14 protein-coding genes and 3 tRNA genes are annotated in these 14,704 nt (G+C 64.3%); 8 read left to right on the forward strand and 9 right to left on the reverse strand.

The window, feature by feature from the left end; all coding sequences use genetic code 11:
* Positions 1–243 precede the first annotated feature (243 nt).
* Positions 244–1,506 carry a chloride channel protein gene (locus tag AC1VVM_RS13630; protein WP_482956351.1) on the forward strand — a complete coding sequence of 421 codons (1,263 nt, stop codon included), beginning with the start codon at positions 244–246 and terminating at the stop codon, positions 1,504–1,506.
* 101 nt (positions 1,507–1,607) lie between these two features.
* Here AC1VVM_RS13630 and AC1VVM_RS13635 read toward each other — a convergent pair.
* The 4 genes from AC1VVM_RS13635 to AC1VVM_RS13650 all read right to left on the reverse strand — a co-directional run bounded on the left by AC1VVM_RS13635 (position 1,608) and on the right by AC1VVM_RS13650 (position 2,367).
* Positions 1,608–1,684 (reverse strand) — tRNA-Arg (locus tag AC1VVM_RS13635).
* A 58-nt stretch (positions 1,685–1,742) separates the two neighbouring features.
* Positions 1,743–1,819: transfer RNA gene (locus tag AC1VVM_RS13640), tRNA-Arg, on the reverse strand.
* 58 nt (positions 1,820–1,877) lie between these two features.
* A tRNA-Arg gene (locus tag AC1VVM_RS13645) sits at positions 1,878–1,954 on the reverse strand.
* 44 nt (positions 1,955–1,998) lie between these two features.
* The gene (locus tag AC1VVM_RS13650) at positions 1,999–2,367 is read right to left on the reverse strand and encodes an NUDIX domain-containing protein (RefSeq protein WP_482956352.1); all 369 of its coding nucleotides are present in this window, start codon (positions 2,365–2,367) and stop codon (positions 1,999–2,001) included.
* A gap of 147 nt (positions 2,368–2,514) precedes the next feature.
* Here AC1VVM_RS13650 and AC1VVM_RS13655 point away from each other — a divergent pair, with 147 nt between their 5' ends.
* The 3 genes from AC1VVM_RS13655 (at position 2,515) to AC1VVM_RS13665 (ending at position 4,943) form a co-directional block, all read left to right on the forward strand.
* Positions 2,515–2,703 carry a Flp family type IVb pilin gene (locus AC1VVM_RS13655; RefSeq protein ID WP_482955175.1) on the forward strand — a complete coding sequence of 63 codons (189 nt, stop codon included), beginning with the start codon at positions 2,515–2,517 and terminating at the stop codon, positions 2,701–2,703.
* 127 nt (positions 2,704–2,830) lie between these two features.
* The gene (locus AC1VVM_RS13660) at positions 2,831–3,001 is read left to right on the forward strand and encodes a Flp family type IVb pilin (protein ID WP_482904356.1); all 171 of its coding nucleotides are present in this window, start codon (positions 2,831–2,833) and stop codon (positions 2,999–3,001) included.
* A 445-nt stretch (positions 3,002–3,446) separates the two neighbouring features.
* Complete coding sequence (locus tag AC1VVM_RS13665; protein WP_482955176.1) at positions 3,447–4,943, forward strand: IS110 family RNA-guided transposase; 1,497 nt, start codon at positions 3,447–3,449, stop codon at positions 4,941–4,943.
* Here the strand turns inward: AC1VVM_RS13665 and AC1VVM_RS13670 are convergent.
* Complete coding sequence (locus AC1VVM_RS13670) at positions 4,827–5,672, reverse strand: tyrosine recombinase (protein WP_482956353.1); 846 nt, start codon at positions 5,670–5,672, stop codon at positions 4,827–4,829. The two genes, AC1VVM_RS13665 and AC1VVM_RS13670, sit on opposite strands and share 117 nt — an antisense overlap.
* A gap of 52 nt (positions 5,673–5,724) precedes the next feature.
* Positions 5,725–7,596, reverse strand: coding sequence for a hypothetical protein (locus AC1VVM_RS13675; protein ID WP_482955177.1), 1,872 nt, complete (start codon positions 7,594–7,596; stop codon positions 5,725–5,727).
* Positions 7,597–7,809: 213 nt separating this feature from the next.
* Here AC1VVM_RS13675 and AC1VVM_RS13680 point away from each other — a divergent pair, with 213 nt between their 5' ends.
* The 4 genes from AC1VVM_RS13680 (at position 7,810) to AC1VVM_RS13695 (ending at position 11,278) form a co-directional block, all read left to right on the forward strand.
* Positions 7,810–8,385 carry a shikimate kinase gene (locus AC1VVM_RS13680; protein WP_132385586.1) on the forward strand — a complete coding sequence of 192 codons (576 nt, stop codon included), beginning with the start codon at positions 7,810–7,812 and terminating at the stop codon, positions 8,383–8,385.
* Positions 8,376–9,491, forward strand: a complete 1,116-nt coding sequence (gene aroB, locus AC1VVM_RS13685) for a 3-dehydroquinate synthase (RefSeq protein ID WP_482955178.1) — start codon at positions 8,376–8,378, stop codon at positions 9,489–9,491. Before AC1VVM_RS13680 ends, aroB begins: the two co-directional genes overlap by 10 nt.
* An 83-nt stretch (positions 9,492–9,574) precedes the next feature.
* Positions 9,575–9,760, forward strand: a complete 186-nt coding sequence (locus AC1VVM_RS13690) for a DUF3008 family protein (protein WP_482955179.1) — start codon at positions 9,575–9,577, stop codon at positions 9,758–9,760.
* Positions 9,761–9,883: 123 nt separating this feature from the next.
* Positions 9,884–11,278 carry a peptide MFS transporter gene (locus tag AC1VVM_RS13695; RefSeq protein ID WP_482955180.1) on the forward strand — a complete coding sequence of 465 codons (1,395 nt, stop codon included), beginning with the start codon at positions 9,884–9,886 and terminating at the stop codon, positions 11,276–11,278.
* A 144-nt stretch (positions 11,279–11,422) separates the two neighbouring features.
* Here the strand turns inward: AC1VVM_RS13695 and AC1VVM_RS13700 are convergent, their stop codons facing one another.
* Genes AC1VVM_RS13700 through AC1VVM_RS13710 form a run of 3 tightly spaced genes read right to left on the reverse strand, consistent with a single transcriptional unit; the run spans position 11,423 to position 14,601 of the window.
* Complete coding sequence (locus AC1VVM_RS13700) at positions 11,423–12,205, reverse strand: thioesterase family protein (protein ID WP_482955181.1); 783 nt, start codon at positions 12,203–12,205, stop codon at positions 11,423–11,425.
* A complete protein-coding gene (locus AC1VVM_RS13705; RefSeq protein WP_482955182.1) occupies positions 12,205–12,576 on the reverse strand; it encodes a tRNA-binding protein in 372 nt (123 codons plus the stop codon). Before AC1VVM_RS13705 ends, AC1VVM_RS13700 begins: the two co-directional genes overlap by 1 nt.
* Positions 12,577–14,601, reverse strand: a complete 2,025-nt coding sequence (locus AC1VVM_RS13710) for an ATP-binding protein (RefSeq protein ID WP_482955183.1) — start codon at positions 14,599–14,601, stop codon at positions 12,577–12,579. It lies immediately after the preceding gene.
* Positions 14,602–14,704: the final 103 nt, after the last annotated feature.

Consider the following 14,704-nt stretch of genomic DNA (forward strand, 5'->3'; position numbering starts at 1 on the left):
TTTTGCGTATTTTCGGGGAAAGTCCTTGCGATGCGCGGCCGCACGGGGGCATTGGAGCATTTCCGGATCGGGTGAAATCCTGTCGACTCGGAAAGTGCGGCTACCAAGGGGGTGCCGCAAGCCCGCCGCACGGTTCCGGTGCGGCGATCCCTTGCCTCCTTTGCGAACGGAACTCCATTGCCTCTCGCGGATCACCTCCGGACCTTCCAGAAGTCCGTACCCGGTATCGACCAATCGCTGGACATGGCCCGCCGCCGCGCCGCCACCGTGATCGGCGCCATCCTGCTTGGCCTCGTTGCGATCCTGTTCGCGTGGATGGGCGACCTTGCCCAGAAGATTTTCAGCCAGTTCCAGGCCGAGCACCGGTTCGCACCGCTGGTGCTCACGCCGCTGGTCTTCGCCGCCACGGTGGCGATCGCCCATCGCTGGGCTCCGGGAGCCCGAGGGTCCGGCATTCCGCAAGTCATGGCCGCCGGACAGGATCTTGAACTTACCCGTTCGCGGTTGCTCGCCTTGCCCACTGCCGTCACCAAGCTGCTGCTGACAACGGTGATGCTGCTGGCCGGCGCCTCGGTGGGACGCGAGGGGCCCACGGTGCAAGTGGCCGCCTCGATCATGGTGACCTGCCACCGCATCCTGCGCGTGCCGATCTCGGCCGGCGTGCTCATCGCCGGGGGCGCGGCGGGTGTTGCCGCCGCTTTCAATACGCCGCTGGCCGGTGTCGTGTTCGCCATCGAGGAACTGGCGGCCGCTTTCGAGCAGAAAGTCGCTGTACTGGTCATGGGCGCCGTCGTCATTTCGGGCCTCGTCAGCCTCGCGGTGGCGGGCGACTATGTCTACTTCGGCACGATGCGCGAGACGCTGGGCGTGGTCCCGGTGCTGCTGGTGACGCCAGTTGCGGGAATCGCGGGCGGTGTGCTGGGCGGACTGTTCTCGCGCACATTGCTGGCTTTCGCGCGTAGCGCCCATCCCGCCTTCCTGGCCGTACGGCGACGCCCGGTGTTGCTCGCCCTCGCCTGCGGGTTCGTGGTCGCGGTGGTCGGCGTGGTGAGCGGCGGATCGACCTGGGGCACCGGCTACGAAACCACCCGCCACATGATCGAAGGGCACGGCACCGCCTCTCCCTGGTTCGGCCCCGCCAAATTCCTGGCGACCGCCGCCACGGCGGTCTCAGGTGCGCCGGGGGGCATTTTTGCGCCCTCACTCTCGGTCGGCGCCGGGCTCGGGCAATTGCTCGCCTACGGCTTCCCCGACTATCCGATGCCGGCCATCGTGCTGCTGGGCATGGTCGGCTATTTCGTCGGCGTGGTGCGCGCGCCGCTGACCGCCGTCATCATCCTGATGGAGACGACGGCGAGCCGGGGAATGATCGTGCCATTGTTCCTGACCGCGATCATCGCGGATGGTGCAAGCACGCTGGTCTGCAAGGAAAAGCTCTACCACGGCCTCTCGAAAGGCTTCGCGCGGCCGAAGCGCCCGGACGACGCCGAGCCGGCGCATAGCTGATTCGGGTGCCGGCACCGACTGTCCGGCCCGCGTGAGACCAAAACACGAAAAACCCCGCCAAGGTCAAAGCCTTGCGGGGTTTTTCGTATGTCGCTGGCAATTGGTGCGCCCGGAACGATTCGAACGTCCGACCCTCAGATTCGTAGTCTGATGCTCTATCCAGCTGAGCTACGGGCGCACAGATTGCCTATGTATCCAACCATCAACACAAAGCCACGAAAACTCCCGAAGGAGAATGGTGCGCCCGGAACGATTCGAACGTCCGACCCTCAGATTCGTAGTCTGATGCTCTATCCAGCTGAGCTACGGGCGCAAAAGTGCTTTATGTATCCATCCACCAACACGAAGCCACAAAGACCCCAGAAGGAGAATGGTGCGCCCGGAACGATTCGAACGTCCGACCCTCAGATTCGTAGTCTGATGCTCTATCCAGCTGAGCTACGGGCGCGTTGGAGAGGCGCCAATAGGAGGGGATTCTCACCCCGTCAACGCCTATATCGCACTCAGGTGAAGGAATTTGCACAGCGCCGCCGCCAGCGGATAATCGAGCGGCGGCATTATCAGGCCCGGAACCGCATCCGGGGCATACCAGTCCAGCATTTCCGCCTCATGCGCATGCGGCTCCCCCTGCCATTCCCGGCAAACGTAAAGAAGTATGACAAGCGAACGCGCGCCTGCATGCGCGCCCGCGTGCCCGCTCGCGAAGGCTACCGGCGCCAGGGATTCGGCGTGAAGCGACAGTCCCAGCTCCTCCTCCAGCTCGCGAACGGCGGCTTGCTCCGGCGTTTCACCGGGCTCCACCTTCCCGCCCGGAAATTCCCAGAGTCCGCCATGCGCGCTCTTAAAAGGTCTCTGCTGCATCAGCACGCGCCCGTCCGCGCGTATCAGCGCCACGGCGACAACCAGCAGCGGTGTAAAAGAATTTTCCAGCTTCGATATCCTTCTTAGGAACTCATTAACGCCAAGATGGCATTTCCTCGATTGATCTGGCGAACTGTAGGGTTGCTCATGACTATCCGATCGATCGGCATCCGTATTCTCAAGGACAATACAGCCGCGACCGCTGTGGAATACGGCCTCATCCTCGGGATGATTGTAATGGTGATGATCGTGTCCTTAAGCGGTGCCGCCAATGAGATCATCGGCATGTGGAATACCATTGCATCGAAGTCAGCTACTGCAATCGGTTCCCAATAAAAGTCACGCAAACTTAAGTATTTTTCAACACTTCCTCTCTAAAAGCGAAATTGTCCGGAGCGCTGAAGCAAGACGCCAGGCGGGAAGGACCGGGTACATGAAGACTGCTTACATCAGGAGACATACCATGAAGTTTCTCGCCAAGCTGCGTCGCAATGAAGAAGGCGCCACCGCTATCGAATACGGCCTGATTGCCGCTCTGATCGCCGTTGCCGCGATCGCCGCTCTCCAGGGCATGGGCTCGCAGCTCACCTCGACCTTCTCGAAGACTTCGTCGACGCTCGCCTCGACGAACTAATCGGAAGCTTTCGAGCTAAACGGTTCGGGGCGGCAGGCAAAACCTGCCGCCCCTTTCCGTTTTAGCGGCCCATCTACGGGCCGTTGGACACTGGAAAGCGATCCATCTCCTATCGGGAAAGGCCATACGCGGGGCCGACGACGCGAAAGTGTCGTCCTGCTTGACAGTAACAAGTCCCGGAGACATCGAAAGCCGTTGACGCCCCGTCAGCGAAACGCCCCCTGTACCTCGTTCGTGTCCGCGCGAACCTGCTGTAGGTTCTGCGGATGGGCCACCCTGCCGGGAGCGACCAATTCGCCCCCTGCGCCTTGAGCCCCTGAGGGGGGGGGGGACATGTGCCCCGACAGGTGGCCGCGATGTCGTCCCGTGGGGAGTTTGCGCCTGGAGCGCCAGTACAGGGAACGACGAAGATCGCGGTTGGCCCGGACCATAGGAGGTCAAGGCCATGGAAAACGAGAGGCGTTGGTTCGTCGGTATCGACTGGGCTTCTGAAATTCATCAAGTCCGGTTGTCGGATGTTCACGGCACCAAAATTGGGGAGCGGTCCGTCAAGCACGGCGGTGAAGGGCTAGCCGAACTGGCGAACTGGATACTGCAGCTGACCCAGGCGCCGCCGGGCTGCATTCATATCGCCATCGAGGTGCCTCATGGGCCCGTCGTCGAAAGCCTCGTGGAGCGCGGCTTTCACGTCTACGCGATCAACCCGAAGCAACTCGATCGATTCAGAGACCGCTTCTCGCCGGCCGGGGCGAAGAATGACAGCTGGGACGCCTGGGTCTTGTGCGATGTCTTGAGAACCGATGCCCGTTGCTTCCGCGCGCTAGCCACTCTCGATCCCATCCTTGTCGAGCTGCGCGAATGGTCACGCATTACCGAGGAGTTGCGCCATGAACGCAACCGACTCAGCAACCGCGTGCGAGAGCTCCTGTGGCGATACTACCCGCAGCTTCTCGAATTGACCGACGATGTCGCGGCAACTTGGTTCCTCGACCTCTGGCGCCTTGTACCCACCCCAGGAAAAGCAGCGCGCGTGCGTGAAGTGACCGTTGCCAAGCTCCTCAAACATCATCGAATACCCCGGCTCACCGCATGCCAAGTGCTTGAGAAACTGCATGAGCCGGCCATCCCAGTTGCCCCGGGAACGATCGAAGCTGCAACAGGCCACCTTGGTGCCATTGCTATCCGCCTGGCTCTCGTCAACCGACAGGTATCTCAAGCCGAGGCCCAACTCGACAAGCTCACCGGCCAACTCGCGGAAAAGGAAACTCCTGAGGACGGCGACCAAGCTGAGCAGCGTGACGTGACGATCCTGCGATCCTTGCCGGGCGTCGGAAGAATCGTCCTCGCCACGCTGCTCGCAGAAGCATCCGATGCTCTGCAGCGTCGAGATTACCACGCGCTACGCTGTTTGTCCGGCGTTGCCCCAATCACCAAGCGATCTGGCAAAAGCCGGATTGTCCTGATGCACCAGGCAGTCCACGTCAGGTTACGAAACAGCGTCTACCATTGGGCACGCGTTGCCGTTCAACACGGTCTGCTCAGCAAAGCGAAATACGCCGCACTTCTTGCACGCGGGCACGGCCACGGCCGGGCGCTGCGATCAGTTGCCGATCGACTTCTCGCCGTTGCGTGCACGATGCTGAAAACCAAACTACTTTTGACCCGTTGCACACAGCCTGAGCACGGCACTAAAAATCAATGGACTCCGCTACGGAGCATGCTCCGTAGCGTCGCCATTTCGCGCGCCTGCCCAACCAAGTGCCCTACGTTCAGCGCATCCCTTGCCAAACGGTGGGGAGCCCCCCCCCGCTCAGCAGAGATAGCCTTAGCCGCGCCGAGCCAGCGGGTGCCGCGTGTTGACGAGGGCCACCAGCCGCGCGCTCTCGACATGCGTGTAAATCTGCGTGGTGGCGATGTCCGCATGGCCGAGCAGCGTCTGTAACACGCGCAAGTCCGCGCCACCTTCCAGCAGATGCGTGGCGAAGGCATGGCGCAGCACGTGGGGCGAGACGCGCTCCGGATCCAGCCCGGCACGCGCCGCCAGTTCGCGCAGAAGCTGGAACAGCCGCACGCGCGTGAGATGGCCGCTCTCGCCCCGCGAGGGGAACAGATGCCGCGAGGTGCCTTTCCTCACGGCCAGCCACCGCGAAAGCACGGCCCGCGCTCGGGTGCTGACCGGCACCATCCGCTGCTGCCCGCCCTTGCCCGTGACATGGAGAAAAGGCGCATCGCGCGGTACCGCCGTGACCGGCAGCGAGACCAGTTCGCTCGCGCGCAGGCCGGAGCCGTAAAGCAATTCGAGCAAGGCCAGCAGGCGCACCGATTCGGACCGATCTCCCGCAGCTTCCTCTTCCGCCTGCGTCAGGAAGCGCTCGACTTCATCGCGCGAAAGCACGCGCGGCAGCGGACGCCGTGCCCGCGCACGCGGCAAGGCGGGGGAAGGATCGTCCTCGCGCAGCCCTTCATCGACAAGAAAGCCGTAAAACTGCCGTAATGCCGAGCAGCGCCGCGTGAGTGTCGCGGGCGAAACCGCACTCCACGCCTCGCCCAGCGAGGCGAGCGCATCGCCGTCAGCAACGACCAGATCGCCCAGTTCGTCGGCCGCCGCATCGAGATCGCGGCGATAGGCCGCCAACGTATTGGCGGCCGCCCCGCGCTCGGCGGCGAGCATGGTGAGGAAGCGCTCGGGCGCGCCGACCGGCGAGCCGCGCGACGTCACCGGATCAGGCCCGCGCCACGGCCTCGGCCGCGATCATCCGCGCATCGGCCTCAAGCCCCACGGTGCGCAGCGCCGAAACGATGTGGAAGAGATAGCGCGGCGTCATCCGGTGCCAGTCGTCACCCTGCATGCCAAGCCCGGCAAGCAGCGCCACGCCGGCGGAATCGCCATTGGCAGCGGCGCGGTCGAGCGCGGCGGTGTAGCGGGTACTGCTATCCAGCCCCAGCCCCAGCTGGCCGGAAAGGCTGCCTGCATCGCTCGAATCGATGCGCCCCAGCGCTGCCAGACCGGCAACGAGGAAAGCACTGCGGCGCTTGTCGGTGCTGTTGTCCGCATCGATATAGGTGTTCACCGGACTGGCCCCGACCGTGCGAATGCGCCCCGGAGCGGCAAGAACCAGCAAGGCCCAGCCCTGACTGCCGGATGCCACTACCGGCGACCAGGCCAGCGCGTTGGAATCGAATCCGGCCGCCAGCATCGAGGTCAGCAGCGCCGGAGCCTGATCCTCCATATCCTTGGTGGGCGCGATGCGTGCAGCAGCAGCGGCGGTCAGCACCTGCCGCGCATAAACGGCATCGGCGCCATTGGCCCCGTTCCACAAGCTCTGCATCGCCGAGAAGCGCGCGGAGGGATTCTCCAGCACATAGGCATTGCGCAGAGTTTCCGCACGCTGTTGCCAGTCGCCGGTCACTTCGGGATCGGAATAGAGCTGGCCGTAGAGGTCGACCATCGCCGCATTCGACAGCACGCCGCTGGAACCGGCGTGATCGGCCGCGGCGGCGCGCCGCTCCAGCCCGACCATCGGCGCAAGCGCGGTCATCGCATTATAAAGCGGATCGGCATCGGCCATGGCACTGTCCGGCGGCGTCAGACCAACGGCATTGGCCAGTCCGAAGCGCCAGGGCGTCATCGTCGTGACGCCGTCCCACTCGATCGTCACGGCCTTGCGCGAACGACCTGCGGCACCGGCATATTTCTGTGCAAGCAGCAGATCGATGCGCTCCATCGAACCGTGCACGCGCATCTTGTCGAGCTTGGCCATGGCCGAAGCGCCACTGCCGCGGAATGCCTCGCAGATCGCCTTGGCCGCATCCCACTGCGCATCGTCGCGCAGCGAACCCACGGACGAGAAGACCGGGCAAAGACCGGTGAAATCGGCCGCGCGCTGGTACGTCTCGAACGCCTGATCGCCGAGTTCCGGCGTGTAATTGGCAATGTCGATGTCCTGCAACACGGCCCGCGCGGCATCGCTTTCGCCCATGCGCAGCAGCAGCGCCACGCGCAGTGCAAGGAAGCGCTGCGGGCTCATCCCGGCAGGCGGGGCAAGGCGCGAGATCAGCGCACGGCGGAGCAGGATATGCCCCCAGCGCGACACCAGCTGGCCTTGATTGGCCGCCAGCGCCGCTTCTACCACCGAGGCGCTCTGCGATCTCAGCGAGGAGGCAGGCAGGCCCCCTTCGCTATCGTCCATCAGGCCGATCTGCTCCATCGAGCGACGCGCCTGCGGCGGCATGTCGAGATCGATCTTGTTGCCGAGCAGATCCTCGAAATCCTCGGGCGACATGCGCTCAAGCTCTTCGAGCGTGGGCACGCGGGTCAACCCGCCCTGACCGAGAAGCGCGGGAATCGCCGCTCCCGCATCGACGGCCGCAGGCGCGGCACCGGGAATCGGCTGCACCATGGGCGTGGAAATCGCACGCGGCGCGGCGGCGTTGCCGCCCGCAGCCGGTGCCGCAGCGGGCGTAGGTGTGGGCGTGGGTTCCTCAAAACCCTTGGGCAGGAGCGATTCGGGCGCATCCTGCGCCACCGCCCATACCGACGTGAGCGCAAGGGCGGTGCCGACCATGACATGCCAGGCGCGGATACGGGAATTCATCGCGGAAGCTCCGGAACAGACACCGGCTGAACGATATCGCGGATCTGCCGGCGACCACCGTCAGCCCAGGCCATGCCCCCGACAACCACCACAATCGCGACGACCACAGCCGCAGTCACGCCCGGAAGCCTTCGCCTGCCCTTTGGTATCGTCACTCACCTTCCTTCACCGATGCTTGCGCTGCGACCTAGCGCAACTATAGGCGGTGGGGCAATGGACGTTCAACAGACCCGCTTTTCCGCGCAAGAAATTGCCGCTCTCGCCCGGCGGATCGACAGGCCTATCGTGCTGGTCGGCATGATGGGCGTGGGCAAGTCCAGCGTGGGTAAGCGGCTGGCCACCCTGCTCGAATTTCCCTTCGTCGATGCGGACGAGGAAATCGAACGCTCGGCCCAGATGACGATCCCCGAGATCTTCGAAACCTATGGCGAGGCCTATTTCCGCGACGGCGAGCGCCGCGTGATTGCACGCCTGCTCGGAGCGGGCCTTGCCCCCTGCGTCGTGGCGACCGGCGGCGGCGCTTTCTGCAATGAAGAGACGCGCGCGCTGATCCTCGATCATGCTATCACTGTCTGGCTCGACAGCGAGGTGGACACGCTGGTCGAACGCACCGCGCGCAAGGACAATCGCCCGCTGCTGCAAGGCGGCGAGCCGCGCGAAATTCTGGCGCGCCTGCGCGAGGATCGCCGGCCGCACTATGCGCAGGCACCGATTCACGTGGTCAGCGCCAGCGGACCGCACGTCCAGACGATCAACAAGGTACTTCAGGGACTCTCGCAATGGCTGTGATCTCCGTCGACATCGCTGGACGCCCTTACGAAGTGCGCGTGAGCGCCGGGCTGCTGGCCGAACTCGTACCGAACTGCCGGGGGCTGCTGCGCAAGCGCGGCGTGCCGATCGTCACCGACAGCAATGTCCACGCCGCATGGGGAGGCGTGATCGAAGCCTCGCTGCGCGAAAACGGGCACGAGCCGCACTGGCGCATCCTCCCTGCGGGCGAGGGAACCAAGTCCTGGGAAGAACTGGCCGCCACGGTCAACTGGCTGCTCGAACTCGGCGTCGAGCGCGGGGACAGCGTGATCGCGCTGGGCGGCGGCGTGATCGGCGATCTCACCGGCTTCTGCGCCTCCGTGCTCAAACGCGGCTGCAAGTTCATCCAGGTGCCCACCACGCTGCTGGCACAAGTCGATTCGAGCGTCGGCGGCAAGACCGCGATCAATACCCCCGCCGGCAAGAACCTGGTGGGCGCGTTCCACCAGCCTTCGCTGGTGCTGGCCGATCTCTCCGCGCTTGAAACCCTGCCGCGGCGCGAACTGCTGGCAGGCTATGCCGAAGTCGTGAAATACGGCCTTATCGACGATGCGGACTTCTTCGCCTGGTGCGACGCGCATGGGGCGGCGATGATCGATGGCGATGCCGCGCTGCGCGAATATGCCGTGGCCCATTCGGTGGCGAGCAAGGCCCGAATCGTTGCCGAGGACGAATTCGAGACCACCGGCAAGCGCGCCCTGCTCAACCTTGGCCACACTTTCGGCCATGCGCTGGAGGCCGAGACCGGCTTTTCGAACCGCCTGCTGCATGGCGAAGGCGTCGCGCTGGGCATGGTGCTTGCCGCCCGCTATTCGGCGCGCAAGGGCCTTATGCCGCAGGCCACTGCCGAGCATGTCGCCCGCCATATCGGCGAGATCGGGCTACCCGCGAGCCTCGCGGCGCTGGGCCTCGATTGCGACGGCAAGGCGCTGGTGGATCACATGCTCCACGACAAGAAGATGGACGCAGGCACCCTGCCCTTCCTGCTGATGAAGGGCATCGGCCAGACTTATCTGGACCGCGAAGTCTCGCTTGAGGACGTGGCCCAGTTCCTCGACGCAGAACTGGCGCGCAGCCCGGCCTGATCGGGCGCGGTTTCGGCGTTTTTCGGGAACTTCGATGGCGTGATGCGCGTCCTTCCTTGCATCACGGCAAGGGAGAGACCGCCATGCCCGCCAAGTCCAAAGCCCAGCAGAAAGCCGCCGGTGCAGCCCTCTCCGCCAAGCGCGGAGAGACGGCGAAGAGCGCGCTCAAAGGCGCCTCGCGCGAGATGGTCGATTCGATGAGCGAAAAGCAGCTTGAAGAGCTTGCCGCCACCAAGCGGAAGGGCAAGCCCGAGCACGTCAAAAGCTGACGAGCTAAGCAGTGGAATCCGACGCCATGACGTCAACGACGTGACATTTCCGGGGCACGTCATTATAGGCATGCGCCAAGAACACAAACATCCTTAAAATATAACAATATTTCCGGGAATGCGATGACTATTGCCGAAGCCACCCCCGAGCAGGACTTCCCCGAGGAAGCCGAGCGCGACGACCGCGCCTTCCTCGGCCATCCGCGCGGACTGGGTTACCTCTCGTTCGTCGAAGGCTGTGAGCGCTTTTCGTACTATTCGATGCAGACGCTGCTCGTGCTCTACATGGTCAAGTATCTGCTTTTGCCTGAGAACGTGGGCAAAGTGCTGGGTCTTTCGTGGCTGCGCGGCTGGCACTATGCCGGGCTGGAAGGTCAGCCGCTCGCATCGGCGATCTTCGGCGACTATACCTCGTTGGTCTACCTGACGCCGATCCTCGGCGGCGTGATCGCGGACCGTTGGCTGGGCCGCCGGGCCACGCTGATCGCCGGCGGGATCGTCATGTCGCTCGGCCACTTCCTGATGGCGTTCGAGGGGATGTTCCTGCTCGCGCTGATCTCGCTGGTGGTGGGCGTGGGCCTGTTCAAGGGCAACATCGCCAGCCAGGTGGGCGAACTCTACAAACCGGAAGACTTGCGCCGCGCCATGGCGTTCCAGATCTTCTACATCGGCATCAACGTCTCGGTGATCGCCGCCCCGCTGATCGCGGGTACGCTGGGCGAGAAGGTCGGCTGGCACTACGGTTTCGGCACTGCCGGCGTTGTCATGGTGATCGGCCTGCTGATCTACCTGAAGGCGCGCCCCTGGCTGCCGGAAGACAATCGCGCGGCGCGCGGGCAAAAGGTGCCCCGCCAACCCCTCACCCGCAGCGATTGGCCGCGGCTTGGGGCGCTGGCCGTGCTGGTCCCGGTGCTGGCCATTTCGATGATGAGCAACCAGCAGATCTTCAACGCCTACCTCGTGTGGGCGGACGCGAAGTTCCAGCTGACCTTCTTCGGTGAGACCCTGCCGACGAGTTGGATGATCACGGTGGATGCGACGCTCAGCTTCTCGATGCTGGTCGCGGTCGCGGCGTTCTGGAAGTGGCATTCCAGCCGCACCGGGCGCGAGCCGGACGAACTGGGCAAGATGATCATCGGATCGCTGTTCTCGATGGCCGGCGGCATGTGCCTGGTGATCGCTGCGGCAACGGCCGGCGGCGGCAAGATCGGCCTGTTCTGGCCGGTGATGTTCCACCTGTTCAACTCGATCGGCTTTGCCCACATCATGCCGGTGAGCCTTGCCCTGTTCACCAAGATCGCGCCGCGCTCCCTCAATGCAACCGTGGTGGGCATCTATTATCTGGCGTTCTTCGGGGCCAACAAGATCGTCGGCGTGGTCGGCGGCTGGTACTCGACGATGGACATCGTGTCGTTCTGGCTGATGCACGTCGGCGCGGCCACGTTGGGGCTCGTCGCCTTCTCGGTGTTCAAGTTGCTGCTGGGCAAGACTCTGGCGGGTGAGCCGAACCCCGCCTGACCGGATAAACCCGTCATCCCCGCGAAGGCGGGGATCCCGCTTGTTCTTCAAGCCTGGTGCATGGAGCAAGAAAAGCGGGGCCCCCGCCTTCGCGGGGGCGACGGGGATTTTTGTTGAAATGGCAGGTGGAGTGGCGGCTCGCGCTCAGCCGAAGACGGCGACCGACTGCAAGCCGGCAATCACCGGCCGGCCCGAGCTGCTCCACTGAAGGATATGCTCGCTCGCCCCGCCATCGCGGGCGAATTCGCTGGTCGAACGCAGCAGCCACCAGCCGTCCTCGGTCGTAGGCGCGGGCTCAAGCATGTTGACGTGCCAGTGCATCGAACTGATCGGCACGCGGAAATTGAGCAGCGGCAGCACCGCCGTTGGCAGTGCGTCCCCTACGAGCACAGCCTCCACGGCCGGATCGAGGCCCTCGCGTTCCTTGAGCCGTACCCACCAGCACAAGTCCGCCTCACCCAGCGCCGACTTCGGCAGCGCGAAACGCGCATCGAAGTTCTGCTTCAGGAACACCGGCGCATGGTCCATCGGCACCGGCTTGGCGCTCTCGACCGGGCTCACGCCTTCCGGCATCGTATAGCCCGCGATATCGGCCGCGCTCTCGATCTGGCGCATGAACACGAAGCTGGCGCTGAAACCGACGCCCTTCCCGTCCGACAGTTCCGCCGCAACCCAGGTGGCATTGCGCCCCTTGCGCACGATCCGCGCCCGCGCCTCGACGCGTCCGGCCAGCGGCGCGATCATCGCGAACTGGCCCGAGCGCAGCGGCGGCAGTTCTGGATCGACCCGCCGCGCGGCGGCCAGCGCGATCGCTGACGTCAGCCCGCCATAGGCAGTGCGCCCCTGCAGCCAATCCTCTGTGATATCGAACGCGAAGCCGCCCTCGATCTCCGGCGCTTCGGACAGGAGCGCGGCAAAACCCGCCATCAGAACAACCTCGAACCGTTGGGAACCGGCTTGTCCGGCGCGAAGAGAACCACCCGGCCTTCCTCGTCCGCAAAGCCCAGCGTCAGCGCTTCGGACAGCGCCTTGCCGATCTGCCGCTTGGGAAAGTTCACGACCGCCGCCACCTGCCTGCCGATCAGTTCCTCGGGAGAATAGAGCGCCGCGACTTGCCCGACGCTTTTCTTCTCGCCGATACCGGGACCGAAATCGATCCGCAGCTTGAGGCTCGGCTTGCGAGCCCCTTCGTAGACTTCCGCCGCGACAATGGTGCCGATGCGGATGTCTACGGAAAGGAACTGATCAAAGGTGATTTCTTCGCCGGCAGGTGCGGCGGGGTCATGATCTAGATGCATTTATTCCATTTCGAGGATCACGGCGTCCACTGCAAGGCTTTCGCCTGCCTTGGCGTTGACCGCCTTCACCACGCCCGACTTCTCGGCGCGCAGGATGTTCTCCATCTTCATGGCCTCGACGACGGCAAGCGGCTGTCCGGCTTCGACCTTGTCACCCTCGCCCACATGGAGTGCGACGAGCAGACCCGGCATCGGGCAGATCAGGAACTTCGAAAGATCCGGCGGGATCTTTTCGATCATGTGCTTGGTCAGCGAAGCCACGCGGCTGGGCAGGATCTGCACGTCGTGGATCGCCCCGCGCGTGGTCATCTTCAGACCCGTGCGCGTGGGCGCGACGCGGATGCCGATGGCCTCGCCGTCGATCTCGGCGTCGATCAGGCGGTCGCCCGGCGTATATTCCATCGCGAGATCGACGGAGATACCGTTCACGGTCACGTCCTCATCGTCGATGACGACTTCGTAGGGCGCCTTGTCGATGATGACGGTCCATTCCGACGGCGGCGCCAGACGGCGCGAGGCGAGCTGCCCGTCGACCCGGCGCGCACGGTCGGCCCGAGCGGTGGCGACGAAGGCGGCAACGGCGGCCAGCTTGCCCTTGAGTTCCTCCGACGCAGGCGCGCCGGTGAAGCCTTCGGGATATTCCTCGGCGATGAAGCCCGTGGTCAGCTCGCCCGAGCGGAAGCGCGGGTGCTGCATGATGGCCGAGACGAAATCGATGTTGTGGCCGAGGCCCTCGATCTCGAACAGGTCGAGCGCGGCGACCTGCTTGTCGGCTGCCTCGTCGCGGGTCTCGCCCCAGGTGATCAGCTTGGCGATCATCGGATCGTAGAACATCGACACTTCTCCGCCTTCATAGACGCCGTCATCGACACGCACGCCGTCGATCCCGCGGCGGCCGTTTGCGGAGCCGTCGTCGTCCCAGCCGTCAACCGGCGGCTGATAGCGCACGAGGCGGCCGGTCGAGGGCAGGAAGCCGCGATAGGGATCTTCGGCATAGACGCGGTTTTCGATGGCCCAGCCGTCGATCTTCACGTCGGCCTGCGTCATCTCCAGCTTCTCACCGGCGGCGACGCGGATCATCTGCTCGACCAGATCGACGCCGGTGATCGCTTCGGTGACCGGGTGTTCGACCTGAAGGCGGGTGTTCATTTCCAGGAAGTAGAAGCTCTCGCCCGTCGGATCGGCGCCCGAGACGATCAGTTCGACGGTGCCGGCCGAATAGTAGCCCACCGCGCGCGACAGGGCGACGCACTGCTCGCCCATGGCCTTGCGCATCTTCTCGGTGACGAAGGGCGACGGCGCTTCCTCGACCACCTTCTGGTGGCGGCGCTGGATCGAGCATTCGCGCTCGTTCAGGTAGAGAATGTTGCCGTGCTTATCGCCGAGGATCTGGATCTCGATGTGGCGCGGGTTGAGGATGAACTTCTCGATGAAGACGCGGTCATCACCGAAGGAGTTCAGGCCTTCGCGCTTCACGGACTCGAAGCCCTCGCGCACGTCCTTTTCGTCGTAGGCAAGGCGCATGCCCTTGCCGCCGCCGCCCGCCGAGGCCTTCATCATCACCGGATAGCCGATCTCGTTCGAGATGCGCACGGCGTGCTCGGTGTCCTCGATCTCACCGACGAAGCCGGGCACGACATTAACGCCGGCCTGCTTGGCAAGCTTCTTGGACTCGATCTTGTCGCCCATCGCGGCGATCGCGCCGACGGGGGGGCCGATGAACTCGATGCCCTCTGCGGCCAGCGCCTCTGCGAAGGAGGTACGCTCGGACAGGAAGCCATAGCCCGGATGGACGGCTTCGGCGCCGGTCTGCTTGCAGGCCTGAATGATCTTGTCGGCAATCAGGTACGACTGCGCGGCCGGCGCTGGGCCGATGTGGACGGCCTCATCGGCCATCTGCACGAACGGTGCGCGGGCATCGGCGTCCGAATAGACGGCCACCGTCTGAATGCCCATGCGACGCGCGGTCTTGATCACGCGGCAGGCAATCTCGCCCCGGTTTGCGATGAGGATTTTCTTGAACAACCCCGTAACTCCCAACTCAGTCGCCGTGCTTGAACCCGGCGTTGAACATCAAAACCAGTGCCGCGACGACCAAGGCCATTCCGGCATGGTCGTCTTTGCATTC

This window comes from Novosphingobium sp. BL-S-33 (assembly GCF_056857025.1).

Bases quoted from the DNA above. Each gene is read 5' to 3' on its own strand.
- AC1VVM_RS13630 (WP_482956351.1), top strand. From the start codon at position 244: ATGGCCCGCCGCCGCGCCGCCACCGTGATCGGCGCCATCCTGCTTGGC.
- AC1VVM_RS13650 (WP_482956352.1), bottom strand. From the start codon at position 2,367: ATGCAGCAGAGACCTTTTAAGAGCGCGCATGGCGGACTCTGGGAATTT.
- AC1VVM_RS13655 (WP_482955175.1), top strand. From the start codon at position 2,515: ATGACTATCCGATCGATCGGCATCCGTATTCTCAAGGACAATACAGCC.
- AC1VVM_RS13660 (WP_482904356.1), top strand. From the start codon at position 2,831: ATGAAGTTTCTCGCCAAGCTGCGTCGCAATGAAGAAGGCGCCACCGCT.
- AC1VVM_RS13665 (WP_482955176.1), top strand. From the start codon at position 3,447: ATGGAAAACGAGAGGCGTTGGTTCGTCGGTATCGACTGGGCTTCTGAA.
- AC1VVM_RS13670 (WP_482956353.1), bottom strand. From the start codon at position 5,672: ATGCTCGCCGCCGAGCGCGGGGCGGCCGCCAATACGTTGGCGGCCTAT.
- AC1VVM_RS13675 (WP_482955177.1), bottom strand. From the start codon at position 7,596: ATGAATTCCCGTATCCGCGCCTGGCATGTCATGGTCGGCACCGCCCTT.
- AC1VVM_RS13680 (WP_132385586.1), top strand. From the start codon at position 7,810: ATGGACGTTCAACAGACCCGCTTTTCCGCGCAAGAAATTGCCGCTCTC.
- aroB (WP_482955178.1), top strand. From the start codon at position 8,376: ATGGCTGTGATCTCCGTCGACATCGCTGGACGCCCTTACGAAGTGCGC.
- AC1VVM_RS13690 (WP_482955179.1), top strand. From the start codon at position 9,575: ATGCCCGCCAAGTCCAAAGCCCAGCAGAAAGCCGCCGGTGCAGCCCTC.
- AC1VVM_RS13695 (WP_482955180.1), top strand. From the start codon at position 9,884: ATGACTATTGCCGAAGCCACCCCCGAGCAGGACTTCCCCGAGGAAGCC.
- AC1VVM_RS13700 (WP_482955181.1), bottom strand. From the start codon at position 12,205: ATGGCGGGTTTTGCCGCGCTCCTGTCCGAAGCGCCGGAGATCGAGGGC.
- AC1VVM_RS13705 (WP_482955182.1), bottom strand. From the start codon at position 12,576: ATGCATCTAGATCATGACCCCGCCGCACCTGCCGGCGAAGAAATCACC.